The organism is Nocardioides sp. AE5 (assembly GCF_031844485.1).
Classification (GTDB): domain Bacteria; phylum Actinomycetota; class Actinomycetes; order Propionibacteriales; family Nocardioidaceae; genus Nocardioides.
The window spans coordinates 119,623-135,813 of the sequence record NZ_JAUZVI010000009.1 but is presented as its reverse complement, the minus strand read 5'-3'; the positions used below and the strand labels follow the sequence as shown (position 1 = coordinate 135,813).

Annotated in this window: 15 protein-coding genes; 2 read left to right on the top strand and 13 right to left on the bottom strand. The window is 66.0% G+C overall.

Annotation, left to right across the window (positions count from 1 at the left end):
• The first annotated feature begins 142 nt into the window (after window positions 1-142).
• Both Q9R27_RS14000 and Q9R27_RS13995 read left to right on the top strand, forming a co-directional pair.
• Window positions 143-727, top strand: coding sequence for a hypothetical protein (locus Q9R27_RS14000; protein WP_311253009.1), 585 nt, complete (start codon window positions 143-145; stop codon window positions 725-727).
• Window positions 728-1,084: 357 nt separating this feature from the next.
• Window positions 1,085-3,232: a LuxR C-terminal-related transcriptional regulator gene (locus tag Q9R27_RS13995; protein WP_311253008.1), complete on the top strand. Its 2,148-nt coding sequence runs from the start codon at window positions 1,085-1,087 to the stop codon at window positions 3,230-3,232.
• Here Q9R27_RS13995 and Q9R27_RS18770 read toward each other — a convergent pair.
• The 13 genes from Q9R27_RS18770 to Q9R27_RS13935 form a co-directional block, all read right to left on the bottom strand.
• Window positions 3,198-3,800 carry an NUDIX domain-containing protein gene (locus Q9R27_RS18770; RefSeq protein ID WP_397219757.1) on the bottom strand — a complete coding sequence of 201 codons (603 nt, stop codon included), beginning with the start codon at window positions 3,798-3,800 and terminating at the stop codon, window positions 3,198-3,200. The two genes, Q9R27_RS13995 and Q9R27_RS18770, sit on opposite strands and share 35 nt — an antisense overlap.
• A 7-nt stretch (window positions 3,801-3,807) precedes the next feature.
• On the bottom strand, window positions 3,808-5,319 hold the full coding sequence (locus tag Q9R27_RS13990; RefSeq protein ID WP_311253007.1) for a GMC family oxidoreductase N-terminal domain-containing protein: 1,512 nt from the start codon (window positions 5,317-5,319) through the stop codon (window positions 3,808-3,810).
• An 8-nt stretch (window positions 5,320-5,327) separates the two neighbouring features.
• Window positions 5,328-6,815, bottom strand: a complete 1,488-nt coding sequence (locus Q9R27_RS13985; protein ID WP_311253006.1) for an aldehyde dehydrogenase family protein — start codon at window positions 6,813-6,815, stop codon at window positions 5,328-5,330.
• 84 nt (window positions 6,816-6,899) lie between these two features.
• A complete protein-coding gene (locus tag Q9R27_RS13980; RefSeq protein ID WP_311253005.1) occupies window positions 6,900-7,979 on the bottom strand; it encodes an LLM class flavin-dependent oxidoreductase in 1,080 nt (359 codons plus the stop codon).
• Window positions 7,980-8,196: 217 nt separating this feature from the next.
• Entirely contained in the window at window positions 8,197-8,367 is a 171-nt protein-coding gene (locus tag Q9R27_RS13975; RefSeq protein ID WP_311253004.1) for a hypothetical protein, read from the bottom strand.
• Window positions 8,368-8,613: 246 nt separating this feature from the next.
• Window positions 8,614-9,237: a TetR/AcrR family transcriptional regulator gene (locus Q9R27_RS13970; protein ID WP_311253003.1), complete on the bottom strand. Its 624-nt coding sequence runs from the start codon at window positions 9,235-9,237 to the stop codon at window positions 8,614-8,616.
• A 122-nt stretch (window positions 9,238-9,359) separates the two neighbouring features.
• Window positions 9,360-9,857 carry an NAD(P)H-dependent oxidoreductase gene (locus tag Q9R27_RS13965; RefSeq protein ID WP_311253002.1) on the bottom strand — a complete coding sequence of 166 codons (498 nt, stop codon included), beginning with the start codon at window positions 9,855-9,857 and terminating at the stop codon, window positions 9,360-9,362.
• Window positions 9,858-9,867: 10 nt separating this feature from the next.
• Window positions 9,868-10,326 (bottom strand): MaoC/PaaZ C-terminal domain-containing protein, encoded by a 459-nt coding sequence (locus Q9R27_RS13960; protein ID WP_311253001.1) that lies wholly within the window; start codon window positions 10,324-10,326, stop codon window positions 9,868-9,870.
• Window positions 10,326-11,336 (bottom strand): acyl-CoA dehydrogenase family protein, encoded by a 1,011-nt coding sequence (locus Q9R27_RS13955; protein ID WP_311253000.1) that lies wholly within the window; start codon window positions 11,334-11,336, stop codon window positions 10,326-10,328. Before Q9R27_RS13955 ends, Q9R27_RS13960 begins: the two co-directional genes overlap by 1 nt.
• A gap of 35 nt (window positions 11,337-11,371) precedes the next feature.
• Window positions 11,372-12,523 carry an acyl-CoA dehydrogenase family protein gene (locus Q9R27_RS13950; RefSeq protein WP_311252999.1) on the bottom strand — a complete coding sequence of 384 codons (1,152 nt, stop codon included), beginning with the start codon at window positions 12,521-12,523 and terminating at the stop codon, window positions 11,372-11,374.
• Between the two features lie 2 nt (window positions 12,524-12,525).
• Window positions 12,526-13,593, bottom strand: coding sequence for an ABC transporter permease (locus Q9R27_RS13945; protein WP_311252998.1), 1,068 nt, complete (start codon window positions 13,591-13,593; stop codon window positions 12,526-12,528).
• Window positions 13,590-15,143, bottom strand: a complete 1,554-nt coding sequence (locus tag Q9R27_RS13940) for a sugar ABC transporter ATP-binding protein (protein ID WP_311252997.1) — start codon at window positions 15,141-15,143, stop codon at window positions 13,590-13,592. The genes Q9R27_RS13945 and Q9R27_RS13940 overlap by 4 nt, the downstream gene beginning before the upstream one ends.
• A gap of 32 nt (window positions 15,144-15,175) precedes the next feature.
• Entirely contained in the window at window positions 15,176-16,183 is a 1,008-nt protein-coding gene (locus tag Q9R27_RS13935) for a hypothetical protein (protein WP_311252996.1), read from the bottom strand.
• Window positions 16,184-16,191: the final 8 nt, after the last annotated feature.

Sequence of the window (16,191 nt, the reverse complement as noted above, 5' to 3'; positions counted from 1 at the left end):
TCCTCGGGCCGTGGTGCTGAACGCTTGATGTCCGGCTGGAGTGTTTTGCTCCGTCGGTGCGTGGGTAGGCAGCCTCAAAACCTTTTCCGTCCCCAGGAGACGCGTCATAAAGAAGAGCGTGATCGCACCACTGCTATTGGTCGTGGCCCTTGTCACCGCGTGCGGCGACGGGGACAGCGACGACTCCGGCCCCAAGACGCCCACCACTCCCGGTGTCTCGATCAGCGGCGGTCCCGAGACCACCGAGCTGGATCCCACGGACCCCGGAGGCGAGGAACTGCCACCGTCCACGGTCGAGGACTGGGTCGGCTTCATCACCGACGCCGGTGGCACCAACGGTGTCGCCTGGGCACTCGACCAGACCACCACGGCCGTCGCCTGCCTCCCGGAGAACGATGCTCCGACCTGTGCGCTGGCCGCCATGTCCGGCCAGTTCTTCGCGCAGCAGGTCTCGAGGTCGTTCTCGGGCGCACTCGGCGAGGGCGACGTCCTCTCCAACACCGACCCGATCGGCGCGCCTCCAGCCGAGATCGCGGACCTGGTCGTCCGGACCCGGGACGCCGGTGCAGCCTACGACCAAGCCGTCAAGGGCGTGACCGGATCGGCCGGCGGCGAGGACTGCACGGACAACGTCGAGGAGCCTTGTGCAGCCGCCCGCGAGGCTGCCGCCACGGCCGGGCAGGAATTCCTCGACATGATGGCCGAATGGGAACCCCGTCTGGGCTGAGGCGAGGGGTGCGGCAGCTGCTCCATCAGGCGTGGATTGCCCGGACCGACCCTGCCGACTCGCGGATTGATCCATGGCGATTGCGCCGAGGAACCCGGGTCCGAGGAACACAATCCGCCAAGTGGCCGCGCCCGACATCGGGGATCATCCCGGACACCTGACACCGACCGCTGGGTGCGAGAGACTGGCCTCGTGGCCACGAAACCATCATCGGGACGCGAGCCCGGCGCGCTTCCGGTCGACTCGACTCCCTTCATCGGGCGTCACCGCGAACTCAAGCACATCCACGCGACCTTGGAGCAGTCGCGCTTGGTCACGCTCATTGGCCCTGGGGGGGTCGGCAAGACAAGACTCGCGGTGCAGGCCGCACGGGAAGCCGATCCGATGCGTTCGGACGGCGTACGACTCGTCCTCCTGGCCGAGATCCGCAACGGAGCCCTGATCGGCCACGCCGTGAACGCGGCCTTGGGCATCATGGAGGGGACTGCCCACTGGCAACTCAGCACCCTGGCCAAGCACATCGGTGAAGCCGACATGCTCCTGGTCCTGGACAACTGTGAGCACGTTGCCGATGAGGCCGGTCAATTGGCGTCCGCCCTGCTGCACCAATGCTCTCGCCTGAGGATCCTGACCACCAGCCGCCAGCCGTTGAACGTCGGGGGCGAGACAGTGCTCAGCGTTCCACCCTTGGCCGGGTCGGATCCTGCAGCACCCAGCGCGCACAACGAAGCGCTGCAGTTCTTTCTCGACAGAGCACGCGCTGCGGTGCCCGGACTCGTCCTGAGCCGTCAGGACGAAGCACTGGCGGCTGAATTGTGTCGGCTCCTCGACGGAATCCCGTTGGCCTTGGAACTGGCAGCCGTGCGACTGCGCTCCCTTCCACTGGATGACCTGGTCCGACGCATGGAGAACCGCTATGCCCTACTGACCCAGGGCAGCCGAACGGCGCCGGCCAGGCACCAGACGCTCCATGCCGCGATCGAGGGAACCGAGGAGTTGTGTACGCCAGCAGAACGGTTGCTGTGGCAACGTCTCTCGGTCTTCTCCGGGGGATTCACCATTGACGCGGCAGAAGCCGTCGCCCACGGGGACGGCGTCGATCTCGACGCGGTGCTCGACCTCGTGGCGGGTCTGGTTGACAAATCCGTCCTGACCATCACGGTGGATCCGGCGGGGGGACGCCACCGTTACCGGATGCTCCAGACCCTGTGCGAGTACGGCGCAGCAGCGCTCTCGGAGAAGGAGGACGCCCAACTCCGTAGGCGACACCTGGAATGGTTCGTGGCCCTGGCGCGGCGGGCCGAAGCTGAATGGTCCCGATCCGACCAGGTGGCATGGCTGCGCCAGTTGAGGGCCGAGCATCCGAACCTTCAGATGGCCCTGGAGACGGCCATGACAATCGATCCGACAGCCGGAATCGAACTGGTCGTCGGCATCGAGAACTACTGGTTGGCGCGGGGTTTCCTGAGCGAAGCCAGAGAATGGCTCGCGCGCTTCATCGCTGCGGCACCGCCACGCACGCCGACGACCGGTCGAGGTTTGCGGCTGGACGCCTGGCTGGCAGTCCTTCAGGGCGATCAGGAGGCGGCCGAGGAACGTCTGGCGCAAGCAGCCGAGTTGGTCGGCCACGTCGCAGACCCGGTCCTCGAAGCCCTACTGATCCAGGCCAAGGGCCTGCTGGCTCTCTTCGGAGGGAACCTGGACGAGGCGCGTGTCCACCTGGCGACTGCCCTGACTCGATTCGAACAACTCGACCACCTCACCGGCCGGGTGCACACCCTGTTCGAGCTCGGCCTCGCCAACGGGTTGGCCGGTGATCACGACGAAGCGTTTGAGTGGCATCGCCGGTGCCGCTCCCTGGCCATTCCGCACGGGGAGTCCTGGTGGCACTCGTTCTCCTTGTGGGCGCTGGGGGTCGAGCACTGGCGTCGCGGCGACCTGGTCGCTGCGACTGCCCTGCAGCAGGACAGCCTCCGACTCAAGCGTGCGCTCGGGGACCACTTGGGCATCGGTGTCTGCCTTGAGGCAATGGCCTGGATCGCCGTCGCCGAGAGCGATGGGCAGCGCGCAGCCCGCCTCCTGGGAGCCGCGGACACCGTGCTGGAACGTGCTGGCATGCCCTTCGCCGGCATTCAACCCATGTGGCAGTACCACGTCGAGGGGGAGAACTCCACACGCCGCCTGCTGACTGCCTCGGCCTTCCGCGACTGCTATGCCGCGGGCGCTCGGCTGAGCATCGAGGAGGCCGTGGACGGCGTCATCGACGAGCGAGGCAGGCAGTCGGCGGTGAGCCACGAGGCTTCACGGCTGACCAGGCGTGAGATGGAGGTGGCCGAACTGATCGCGCGCGGGTGCACGAACCGCGACATCGCCAGCCATCTCGTGCTCTCGGTACGAACCGTCGAAAAGCATGTGGACCACATCCTGCGCAAGCTTGGGGCCGACAACCGGGCACAGGTGGTGCGTTGGGTCACCGAGCAGGAGCAACGGCGGGCCCCGAAGTGAGCAGCGACGCGCACGCCGGTGACGAGCACTCTCCCCGCCCGTCGAGAAGGGTGTGGGCAAGCACCTCGGTGAGCCACGGAACCTTCCCGTCAAACCGATCAAGACGCTTGGGCGACACCCATCGATAGGAGTCGTGTTCCCAGTTCAACGACAATCGGCGCTGCAGGGTGAGGGCGTGGAAAGTGTGCACCAGCCAATGGCCACCGCGCGGATCAGGAAGGGTCAAGGCGGGCCGAGCACACAGATGCTCCAAAGACGCAGCACCCAGGCCAGTCTCCTCGTGGAGCTCTTGGACCGCTTGCTGGAAAGGGCTTCGCCCACGGTCCAGGTGCCCGGTCACACAGTGCCAGCGGCCACGGTCCGAGTCGACCAACTGACTCCGCTTGAACAGGCCCACCTTGTCCCGCCAACTGAGGACGACGGCGACGCATTCCCCACGCCATTCGGCGGTTGGCACAGAATCCTTCCCTCGTCCGGACTCTTGGAGCAGGTGGGTGCGGACGTTTCGCTCTACGCCCGCACCCACCTGGATCGGGGGGTCTTGCCCGGCACACCTCTCCTGGCCCATGATCGACCTAGGCACCCTGCAGGAGGTCGGCTGCCTTCTCGGCGATCATCACGGTGGCAGCGTTGGTGTTGCAGGAGACGATGCGTGGCATCACGGAAGCGTCCACCACCCGCAGGCCCGCCACGCCGTGGACCTTGAGATCAGGGTCGACAACTGCGTCGTCGCCCGTGCCCATCCGGCAGGTCCCCGACAGGTGGAAGAAGCTGCTCACTGCGTCGCCGATGAACTCCTCCAACTCCGCCCGCGGCTTCTGCAAGATGTCAGCGGTCCCCGTTACGACCTCCCAGTCGTCGAATGCACCGCTGCCTGCCATGGCGTGGACTTCTTCAACCCCGGCGATGAGCTGGTCGACGTCCCGCCGTTCGGAGAGATAGCGGGGATCGATGAGTGGCGCGACACCGGGGTCGGCGGACACCAATCGGACACGGCCTCGCGAAGCCGGACGCATGTGGCCCACGCCCACCGCAAACGCGTTCTCGATCGGCGCTTGCCACGGCAGGTGGTAGTCGACCTGGATCTGCACCAGTTGCAGTTCAGGTCCTTCCTGTCCGGGATCGGTGCGCAGGAAGAGGGTTGCCTCCGCGAAGTTGCCCGTCGGTGGTGGAAGAGGCCTCCCGGCCCTGATCCGGATGCCAGCGAGCATGACGTGATCCTGCAGGTTCTGGCCCACGCCGGACAGGTCCACGACCGGTCGGATGCCCAAGGCAGAGAGGTCACCGGCAGGACCCACTCCGGACAACATCAGCAGCCGTGGCGAGTCCACCGCCCCCGCGCACAGGAGCACTTCGGTGCCGGCACGGACGACGTGGCTGACGCCGTTCACCCGGTACTCCACGGCTGTGCAACGTCCATCGACGATTTGCAGCCGTCCGACGTGGGCGCCGGTGAGCACGGTGAGATTCTTCCGCCCCATCGACGGGTGAAGATACGCCGACGCGGTGCTCTGCCGTTTCCCGTCCACGATCAGGAGGTCATGGGTGGCCGCTCCGGTCAACTCGCCGTCGTTCAGGTCGTCGGCGATCGCGTGACCGAGCCGACGGGCTGCTTCCACGTGGGCCACACTCAGCGGATGCGGATCTGCGATGGGTCGTGGCCGCAGTGGTCCGCCGCGACCCCGGAATCGCGGATCACCCTCCGGGACGTCCTCGGAGCGCTTGAAGTAGGGCAACACCCCTTCATAACCCCAGCCGGCCGCGCCCGCAGACTCCCAGGCATCGAAATCGCTGCGGTGCCCACGCAGGTGCGCCATTACATTGATGGATCCCGAGCCGCCCAGCACCTTGCCGCGGTGGGCGGGGAGGGCACGACCGGTCCGTGCCTGGACCGTGCTGGCATATCCCCAGTCGACGTCACTGCCCAACAGCGTCGGCCACGCCGCTGGAGTCTGGATGTCCTCACGGCGATCATCGCCGCCGGCCTCGAGAAGGAGGACGGTGACGTCGGGGTTCTCCGTCAGGCGAGCCGCAAGGACACAACCTGCGGAGCCACCCCCGACAATCACGTAGTCATGGGTGTCCATGGTCGGGCTCAGAGTTGGACCACGACAGTCTTGAGCTCGAGGTATTCGTCCAAATTCTCCTTGCAGGTCTCTCGACCCCAGCCGGACTGCTTGTAGCCGCCGAACGGAAGTGCTGCATCCACCGGCTGGTAGCAATTGACCCACACCTGGCCCGACTCGATCGCAGCCGCCATCCGGTGGACCCGACCCACGTCCTTGGTCCACACACCCGCACCAAGGCCGAAGTCGGTGTCGTTCGCCAATGCGGTGACCTCTTCCTCCGTGTCGAACGGGACGACGGAAAGGACGGGACCGAATATCTCCTCCCGCAGGACACGAGAAGTCGGATCCAGGTCCGTCAGCACCGTCGGCTCGACGAAATAGCCACCCTCGCCCGCGGTGCCACCGCCGGCCACGACGCGACCGTCCTGCCGACCGAGGTCCATGTAGCTGAGCACCTTCTCGCGGTGCTCGGCAGAGATCAGCGGTCCCATCTCACTGGAGTCATCCAGGCCCGGCCCCACCTTGATGCTGTTGGCCCGCGCGGCGATGCCCTCGAGCACCGTCTCGTAGGCGCCGCGCTGGACATAGAGCCGCGAGCCGGCGATGCAGCTCTCCCCGGCGCCACCGAAGATCGCCATCCCGGCCGCGAATACGGCCGATTCGAGGTCCGCGTCGTCGAAGATGATGTGCGGCGACTTGCCGCCGAGCTCGAGGGACACCCGCTTCAGGTTGCCCGTGGCGGCGCGGGCGATCGCCTTCCCCGTGTCGACAGAACCGGTGAAGGTCACCTTGTTCACGTCCGGGTGTTCGACCAGAGCCACCCCGGCTGTCTCGCCCAGACCCGTCACGTAGTTGACGACCCCTTCCGGGATCCCGGCCTCAAGGACGAGTTCCGCGAGCCGGGCGATCGCCAGGGGCGTCTGCTCGGCAGGCTTGATCACCATGGTGTTCCCCGTGGCCAAGGCGGGGGCCAACTTCTTGACAGCCATCATCACGGGCAGGTTCCACGGGATGATGGCGGCCACGACGCCCACGGGTTCACGTCGGGTGTAGGCATGGTACGGGCCACCGAAGTTGTGCGGGAACGACACCGGAATGGTGTCCCCCGTGATCTTGGTCGGCCACCCCGCGTAGTAGTGCAGGATGTCGATCGAGAACGGGAGGTCGATGTACCGGGCCTCCATCATCGGCATGCCCACATCGAGTGACTCCAGCTGTGCCAACTGCTCGGAGTTCTGCTCGACCAGTTCTGCCAGCTTGGTCAGCATCCGGCCACGCTGCATGGGCGTCACCTGGGACCACGGTCCGGTCAGCGCTGCGCGAGCTGCCGCCACGGCTCGATCGACCTCGGCAGGCCCTCCTGCGGACTGGGTGGACAAGACCTGCCCTGTCGAAGGATTGAAGACGTCGAGCGTCTCACCCGAGACAGCGTCTACCCACTCGCCTCCGATCAGCATCTTCTGGGCCAAGGTCACCGGGGCACGCAGGTCCTCCGGCACGTCGATAATGGTCATGGTCACGGTCCTTGTCTGGTGTGGGCTGGGGTGTTGTCGAGGATCGCCAGAGCGGGGCCCGGGTCGGAGCCCGGGCCCCGTCGGTCAGGCGACGGAGGCCTTGGTCTGGTCGAAGTTCTTCATCTTCGGGAAGACTTCTGCGCCCATCCGCTTGATGTCGGGGACGTAGTCGTCCAGGACCAGCATGTAACCGGCGACGTCGAGATCGGCCCACTCGTCGAGTTGCTCGGCGATGCTGGACGGCGAGCCGACGAGGAAGTCGGTCGACATCTGCATGGCACCCTTCTGGTCCATGCTCGCGAGGATCTCCGAGGTGCCGCCCTTCGCGGTGTCCGTCACCGCCCCGGTGTACATGTACTCGATCGCCTCGAGGTCAGCGGTGTCCACGTAGCGCTGAAGCTTCTCCTCCGCCTCGCGGTCGCTGTCGGCGAGGATGACGCCCAAGGCGACGTAGGGCTTTACCACCCGCTTGGCATCTTCCATCGCAGCGTTGAACTTGGTCATGATGTCGTTCAGCGCGTCGATGCCGCCCCAAGCAAGCCGGAAGTTGTAGTCGGCGTACTGAGCACAGAACTTGATCGCGTCATCGGACGCCCCGGCGGCCACGATCGGAACCCGCCCACCTTCGGGGAGGGGGCCCAGCTGCAGGTCGTCGTACTGGAAGTGCTTACCCTGGAAATTCGTCACCCCATCTCGCCAGAGCTCAGTGAGCACCTGTGCGTACTCCGTGGCGTATTCCCAGCGGTACTCGTTGTAGTCGTACCCGGGCCAGACCCCGAGGGACTCCAACTCACCCGGGTGCCATCCGCCAGGGACCAGGTTGAGGCCGAAGCGGCCTTCCGAGATGTCCTGCAGAGTCATCGCCCCCCGGGCTGCGAGGGCCGGGTGGACCAGGAGCAGTTGGACGGAGCCGATGAGCTTCATGAAGGTGGTGTCCTTCGCCAGCGCAGCCATCGTCGTCATGGATTCAAGTGAGCCCTCCCAGAACTGCGTCGAGCCACCGTGGCCACGGAATGAAGACATCGTGAGGGCGAAGGAGAAGCCGTTGTCTTCGCCGGCCTTGACGATGTCACTGAGATGTTTGTGCGTGGGGTCGTACTGCGGCGCGGCCTCGGCCATGATGTAGCCGTTGCGCGAGTTGGGCATGAAGATTCCGAACTCCATTGGGGGTCCTCTCTAAATTTCATACTGACCAGTCGGCACGCTAGGCCGGGTCGACCAGTGTGGTCAAGGTCACGTCATACGTAGAAATGCGTATCTTTGTGGGCTTCCGGGCCCGAGACGCCCGAAAGCCCCCGAAACGAGAGGCCCAAGTCGGCTCGGGACGGTTTGAGAGTCCCGTTCGTGGCAGCCCGGCATTTCCAGGACGGCCCGGTCCAGGTCAGGTGTCCTCACCGGCATCGATGCGCCCCTCACATGGGCCGAACACGTTTTGCCCCGCCAGCACCACGACCAAGGCGCCGACCAGGGCGACGACGATGCCGATCACCTGCTGGCCGACACCGACGGGGGCGGCCAGGGGCGTAGTCGCCCTCCAGGCCGGGATATCCACCTTGGCGCACTCCGCTGGTGAGGATCCCGGTGACCCGAACACCACCACCGGCAGGCCGTGCGGCGCCGGATGCAGGGACGGATCCTCCTCGCAGGCGCCGGGACGTGGCCCCCGCTCGCCGGACGGGGACCAGCGCCCAAGCGCCCAGCAAGAGGTGGAAGAACGCTCCTCCGAAGTCGCGGGTCCCGGCGTTGGGCAGCGGACCGACCGGCCGTGGACAGGGGGTTCCCCGACGGGGATGACGAGTCAGTCTCGGGTGATGAGCCCGCCCACGAGCATCTCGGCGAACATGTCGCCGATCTCGGTCGGGGACATGCTCCCATCCAGGTGCAGCCAGGTGTGCGTCCACGCACCGGTGCCGATGATCCCGAAGGCAACGACCCTCGCCGGACCGATCTTCCGGAACACGCCCTCGGCCATCCCGTGTTCGATCAAGTCGACGAAGTAGCGCTCAAATTCTTCACGCTTGCGCTGGATGTCCCCGAACATGTCGCTGGAGAGAAAGCGCCTCTCCTGCAGGAAGACCGTGATCTCCGCCTTGTAACGACCCATCGGTTCGAGCAAGGCGTCCTTGATCATGTGCCGGAGCCGTTCGTCCGTGGGCACACCGGGCTCGGACATCACCGCGCGGGCTTTGCTGAGTTGATAGTCGATGAACTCATCATGGACCCGTCGTAGCAGGTCGTCCTTGCAGGAGAAGTGGTGATAGAACGCACCCTTGGTCAGGCCAGCACTGTCCACGATGCTCTGCACCGACGTTCCGGCATAGCCCTGCTTCTCGAAGAGTTCAACCCCGGCCTGCAAGAGTGCCTTACGGGCCGCTTGTGGGTCGCGCACTCGCTTCCGTTGCTTGCCCGATACCTCAGCCATGCAGTCCTCCTCCGTCACCGCGGAACACCCGCGGCTCCCGGCGAGCCGACCTTACCAACCGACCAGCCCGGATGTAATTCCGTGTCCCAGCACAACCGCACTGCGCCGCTGCACCCGTCGCGTCACGTCGCCCAAGGTCCCTCCCGCAGCCACGAAGCAACCTGGTCCGACAACTGGTCGAGCTGTGAATCGAGGACATAGAGCCCCCGTGAGGGCACGGACGCACCCAACTCCACCAAGAGCGGACGGAGGTGCACCTCGACTGCCAACGCGTGGTGGGGCGCACCACCCACCATCACCGGGACCGCAACGACCTCCGCAAGGCCGTCGGTCCCGTAGCGGTCGAGGAAGCACTTGAGCATTCCCGTGTAGGAGGCCTTGTACGTGGGGGAGGCCACCACGAGCACGTCCAGCTCCGCCAAGGCATCACGATCGGCATCCACTGCCGCTGCCTCGGGGTCCAACAGGGCCGGACCGTGGTTCGCCAGTTCCACCGGTTCCACGGCGACAGCCCCCAGGGTGTCGGCCAACTGGCGGACCACCTCTCGCGCGACCTGGGTCGTTCGACTGCCGGAGCGGGGGTTCCCGATGACTGCCCCGACCTCACGCGCGTCCTTCATGATCAACACCTCATCCTGTTCGGGTCTCCGGGCGGCTGCGCAGCAAGTTGACCATTTTGCCCTCCTGGACCACCTCGCCACGCTGGTTGCGGACCGACACGTCTTGGACGACGACCCCACGGCCGGGCCGGGAAGTCGGTTGCAGTCCACTCACCACGGTCGTCGTCCGGACCGTGTCGCCGATGAACACCGGTTCGACGAACCGCCACGACCTGATCTCGAGGAAAGCGACCAGGCTCTCACCCAAGAACTCAAGCAAGCTACGCTGCCCCGTCGCCACGGAGAGCACCAAGGCACCGTGAACGAGCCGCTCACCGAACGGGCTCTCCGCAGCGTGGACGGCGTCGACGTGCAAGGGATGGAAGTCGCCCGAGACGCCACAGAATGAGACCACGTCACTCTCGGTCAAGGTTCTTCCCCGGCTCGTGAACTCCATCCCCTCGGCCAAGTCGTCGAACCAGACGGTCATCACACCTTCCGTCCGTCGAGCTGAGCCCGCCAGGCGGCGAGCAGCCCGTCCTTGCGCACCGCAGCGGCAAGGACCGCATTCCATTCTGCTGCGCCGCCGTACTCCGTGCGCCAAGCCAGTGCCGGCAAGGTGAACTTGTGCAGATCGTGTTCTTTGGTGGTGCCGATCGCCCCCAACACTTGGTGAACCTTTCGGGTGACCGGACCCACTGCATGAGCGGTGCACGACTTGGCGACCGCCACATGTCCACGGACGCGACTCAGGTCGCCGTCGGCCTTCGTCGCCTCGTGGACTGCCGCCATCGTCGCGGCCCGGGCGAGCTCGGCCTCCTCTGCTGCCCCGGCGAGCAGCGATTGGACTGCCTGGAAGTCGATCAGGCGGCGGCCGAACTGTTCGCGAAGCCTGGCGTGCGCAACCGCCTCCTGAACAGATCGTTCCAAGGCGCCACAGATCTGGGCGGAGCGAAGCAACGCCCCCCTGAGGCGGAGAGCGTCGGTGACGCTTCCCGGCAGGGCCGTGGAGGTATTGGTCAGGGTAATGTCCTTTGCCCGGTCCCGCGGATGCCCCGCCAGGTTGGCACCGTGCTCCCAAGAGAGTTCCTGGGCAACGTGGACCGAAACCGACGCCATGCCGTCCCGCCCGGGGGCAACCACCAGCACTCGATCGGCATACCTGCCCCACGGCGCTTCCACCACGACGTCCCCACCGTGCATCCGCGTCCAGCCGACGACGACGACCTCGTGCCGGCAGTCGATACCGAGGCGCGCTGCCAACCAACGGCCAAGCACGTCGTGGTCGCCCAGTGGCAACTGGACCCCGTGGCGTGCCGCGGCGCGGTGGAGGGCGAAACAGTCCAGCCACGAGGCACCGCTGCCACCCTCCTCCTCTGGAGTGGTGAAGTGGACGAGGCCCAGATGGTCGAGTTCCCGCCATGCCGAGCGGAACCAGCCGTCGTCCGGGGCCGACTCGCCCTGAGCCGCGACCAAGTCGGTGAAGACCTTGTCGAGCATGTCGGACAGGTCACGGTCCACTGTTGCAAGACCACTCATGTGGCGCCTCCTGCCTGCTGCTTGTCCATCCCCTTGGCCACCAGGCCGCGCAGGATCTCGTTGGTCCCCCCGCGCAAAGTGAACCCTGCACGCCGGGTCAGTCCATCGGCCAGGAGTCTGGCCAACTCCGTGTCCTGGTGCGGCGAGCGCGATGCCCAGTCCGCCAAATCGTCGGCAAGGTCGCCCTCGGTGCGCGTGCCCATCTCCTTGACCATGGTGGCGAGCACCTCTGCCGGCGCTCCGTCCTGGAGCCTGCACGCCACATCGAACGAGAGGTGGTGCAGGGCGACCAGGCGAGAGAAGTGGTGGCCCAGCCCGTCATCCGGCGCGTGGACCACTACCTCCTCCACCTCTGTCAGCCGCTGCAGTGCCGGGAAGACGGACAGGAACCGTTCGGGTCCGCTGCGCTCGAACTTCAACTCCGATGTGACCTGGTGCCAGCCATTGCCGATCTCTCCCAGCACGTCCCCATCGGGGACGAACACGGCATCAAGGGATACCTCGTTGAAGTGGTGCGAGCCGTCCAAGGAGTGGATCGGGCTGACGGTGACCCCGGGGGCGTCCAGTCGGACGAGGAACTGGCTCAGCCCGTCGTGGCGCCCGCCGTCGGATCGCGGTGCGGACCTGGCAAGGACGAAGAAGGCATGGGCCCGGTGGGCCCCGGACGTCCACACCTTGGTCCCGGTGATCTGCCAACCGCCCTCGACACGGGTTGCCCTGGTCCGGACTGATGCCAAGTCCGAGCCGGCATCTGGTTCGGACATTCCGATGGCCCAATAGGACTCGCCTCGGGCGATGGCCGGGAGGAACTCCTCGCGCTGTTCACGCGTCCCGAAACGGACCAGTGCCGGCGCAATCTGCCGATCTGCGATCCAGTGTGCTGCAACCGGTGCGCCCGCGCACAGGAGTTCCTCGGTGACGACGTATCGCTCCAGATAGCTGCGACCATGCCCGCCGTGTTCGCGTGGAATGCTCATCCCCAACCAACCCTTGGCTCCCAAGGCGCGACTGAATTCCTCGTCCCATCCGGCGAGCCAACTGTCGACCTCGGGGCGGAACCGTCCATTCACCCGCTGCTGCTCGATGAACTCACGGACCTCCTCGCGTAGGGCCGTCAGCGCCTCGGGACCCCCCGTTCCTGCCTCCACCGTCACTGGTTCGACTCCCTCGAATTCTTCTTCGGCTTGCGCTCGGCAACCGTGATCGCCACAGCGATGATCAGGATCAGCCCGGTGAAGACCTCCGGTGCCCACGACGGCCCACCGGCCAAGGACAGGCCGAGGGAACCCGTGCCTATCACGAGCACCGCAAGGACGGCCCCCCAAGAGTTGAAGCGGCCATGGCGGAACTGGGTCGCGCCAAGGAAGACTGCGGAGAAGGCCGGGATCAAGTAGTGGGCACCTGCGTCGGGAGCCGCCGCTTGGAGCCGAGCAGCCAGGATCACGCCGGCGAAAGCCGCGATGGCCCCGGTGACCATGAAGGCGATCACCTTCACTCGATTGACCCGTACTCCCATCAGTCGGGCGGCATCACTGTTGTATCCGGTGGCATAGAGATGGCGCCCCGCTGGCGTGTGCTCGAGCACCAGTCCCATCACGACCATGATGCCGATGACGTAGAGGAAGGCCACATTGATCCCGGCAATCTCACCGACCGCGATCAGGCTGAAGTCTCCTGTCATGCGCTCGGTGAGGAATCGATCCCCCGAGATCGCGACCGCCATCGCCGCGACGATGGCACCCGTGCCCAACGTCGCGATGAGCGACTCGAGACGAAGCCAGACCACGGCGATCGCGTTGGCCAGACCGACAACCAGGCCCGACAGCACGGCAACCAGGGCACACAGCGCAGGTGGCAGGCTCGTGTTCGCGAGCATGTATCCCGCCACCACTCCCCCGAGGCTCATCGTCGATCCGATCGAAAGGTCGAACTGGCGAGCTGCGAGCACGACGACCAGGCTGAGCGTGGCCAACGCCGTCACCGAGTACTCATTGATGATCGACGTGACCGTCGCGCTGGACAGCCACAGGTCGGGGATCCAGATGGCGAACAACACCACCATGGCGATCCAGACATAGACGGCCCCGATCGTGCCGAAGCCCAGGAACCGCAACGGATTCTTCCGACCGACGCCGGAGTCCGGAACCGATGCGTCCGCACCGGGCACGGTCGGCATCAGTTCGTCCTGCTCGGAGGGGGGCGAGGCGATGTCACTCATTGCATTGCACCAATCTTGTCCGAAGATGTCGTGGCGGGGCGTGGCTTGCGCGCCATGGCCGCCAACAGTCCCGCCTCGGTGAGGTCCGTTCCGGCCAGCTCCCCGACGGCACTCCCGTCGACCAGCACGACGACGCGGTCGGCGATGGCGACGAGGTCGTCCAGGTCGGATGAACACACGATGGAGGGCGTGCCGAGCGCAGCGAGGTCCCGAATGACCTCGTACAACGCCTGGCGCGCCCCGATGTCCACCCCACTGGTCGGGTCGTCCAGGACGAGGACACGCGGCGAGCGCATCAGGCCGCGCGCCATCGCGACCTTCTGCTTGTTCCCACCACTCAGCAGGCCGTAGGGACGGTCCGGGTCGCGTGGCGCCACGTCCAGACGAGCGACCCATTCTCCTGCCACCCGCCGCTCGGCCGCAGCCGAGATCCAGCCGAACCGGGACACCCGGTCGAGGCAGGCCATGCTCAGGTTCTCACCAACCGTCAGCTCGCGGATCGCTGCTGCCGGATTGTTGTTCGGCAAGACCAGCGCGAGGCCCAACGCCCGGGTGCGCGACAACGATACGCGGCCACTGCTCGTGCAGGCGTTGACCTCCAACGATGCGGTCGCTTCGACGGTGCCGGCCAGTGCGGCAGCCAACTCCTCACGACCAGAACCTGCAATGCCCGCGATGCCGAGAACCTCACCTTCGTGAAGAGTGAGGTCGATGCCGTCCAAGAGCCCACTGGAGAGCCCCGATACGCGGAGCACGACGTCTGCCCCACCCGATGGGCCACGCTGCTGGGCGCGGGTCCTGGCTGCGGCGACCTTGCGTCCCACGATCAGTTCGGCGAGTGCGTCCTCGTCCATGTCGCTCGCGTCGCGGGTGCCCAGGCACTTCCCGTCACGCAGTGCCGTGACCCGGTCAGCGATGCCGAGGACCTCTCCCAGGCGATGGGACACGTACACGATCGCGACTCCTTCACGACGAAGATCGTCGAGGATGTCCATCAGACGCTGCACCTCTGCCGGTGGCAGCGCTGCCGTGGGCTCATCGAGGACCAACACCTTGGGGATCCCGTGAGCCTCATCGAGCGCCCGTGCGATCGCGATCGCACTCCTCTCCACCGCCGAGAGCACGCCGACGGGGACGTCGACGTCGAGGTTCACTCCGACCTTGGCCAGCTGGTCTCGGGCGCGGCAGCGCTGCGCGGACCAGGAGATCCGACCGGCTTTCATCGAATAGCCAGCGGTGAGCCCGATGTTCTCCGCAGCGCTGAGCTCGTCGACCAAGCCCAGGTCCTGATGGACGAAGCGCAGCCCGGCTGCGAGCGAAGCCGCTGGGTTCCCGGTATCCAGGTCGATCCCCTCGACCTGGACACCGGCTCCCGGATCCGGCTCGTGGAAGCCAGCGAGGACCTTGATCAGAGTCGACTTGCCCGACCCGTTCTCACCGACCAGGGCATGGACCTCACCCTCGTGCACGTCGAATGAGACCTGGTCCAGCGCTCGTTGGCCCGGGAACGTCTTGCTGACGTTCCGCAGCCCCAACCGAACCGGTTGCATCCCGCAACTCCTCCTCTGGCGGTTCTCGCGCCTTAGTTGGCCAGGCCCCAGAGAGCCCGGTACTGCTCCTTGAAGTCAGCCACGGTTGGGAAGGTCTCCGTCGACGACGGCAGCGTCTCGCTGGTCACTATCCACGTGGGCCAGGTCGACAGGTCCGTGGAGACCGACGAGTCCTGACCGTTGAACTCACGGATGAAGAAGTCGACCGCGCGCCACATCTGCTCATCACTCGCCGCGGTGAGGACAGCAGTGAGGAAGTCATCCTCAGCCAGGTATCCGTTGGCAGCGGTGTTGTAGGCGCCCAACCCCATGAACTGCACTTGGTCTGGCGTGATACCGGCCGACCGCAGCGCCGCAGGCAACCCCACCATGAAGTCCGAGAGTCCGATCTCGACCCAGTTGACATCGGGATTGCGCCGCAGGTGCGAGGCAATACGGCTCGGGAAGTCCTTGCCGATGGACGTCGAGGGGAGTTCTACGACCTCCACCGTGCAACTGTCACAGTTGGCCTCAACGGTCTTCTTGTAGCTCTCCGCCATCACCTGGAGGCTGGGAATCACTTCGCCGACGGTGAACGCAACTGCGTTCAGGTCTTCCCCCGCACGGGAGAGGGCGTACTTGGCGATGGTCATCCCCGCCGCCTCGTAGGCGTCTCGACCAAGGATGTTGCCGGTGACGCCGTTGCCGGCCGGGTCGGTGACATTGAGGCGCAGGACCGGGATGTCCTTCGCCTTCAACTGCTGCAGCTCCGACTCGAAGTACAGTCGATCGTGCGTGATGCCGATGACCCCGTCCGGGGCGAGGCGCACTGCTTGGGCCCAGGCCGACTTGATCTCTTCCGGGGTGCCTCCGGTGCTGATGATCCTCAGGTTCCAGCCCACTTCGTCGATCGCGGCCTTCAGTGCTTGCGCGAGTGCTTCGCAGGAAGGAAGCGGACACTGCAGGAAGATCAATTCCATGTCCGCGGGAACCGATTCGGCCGGCTCCACCAGCCCGATGCTCGTGGGCCGTTCGAGCAGGGGGGAGATCTCCTCGTACATCGCCCGCC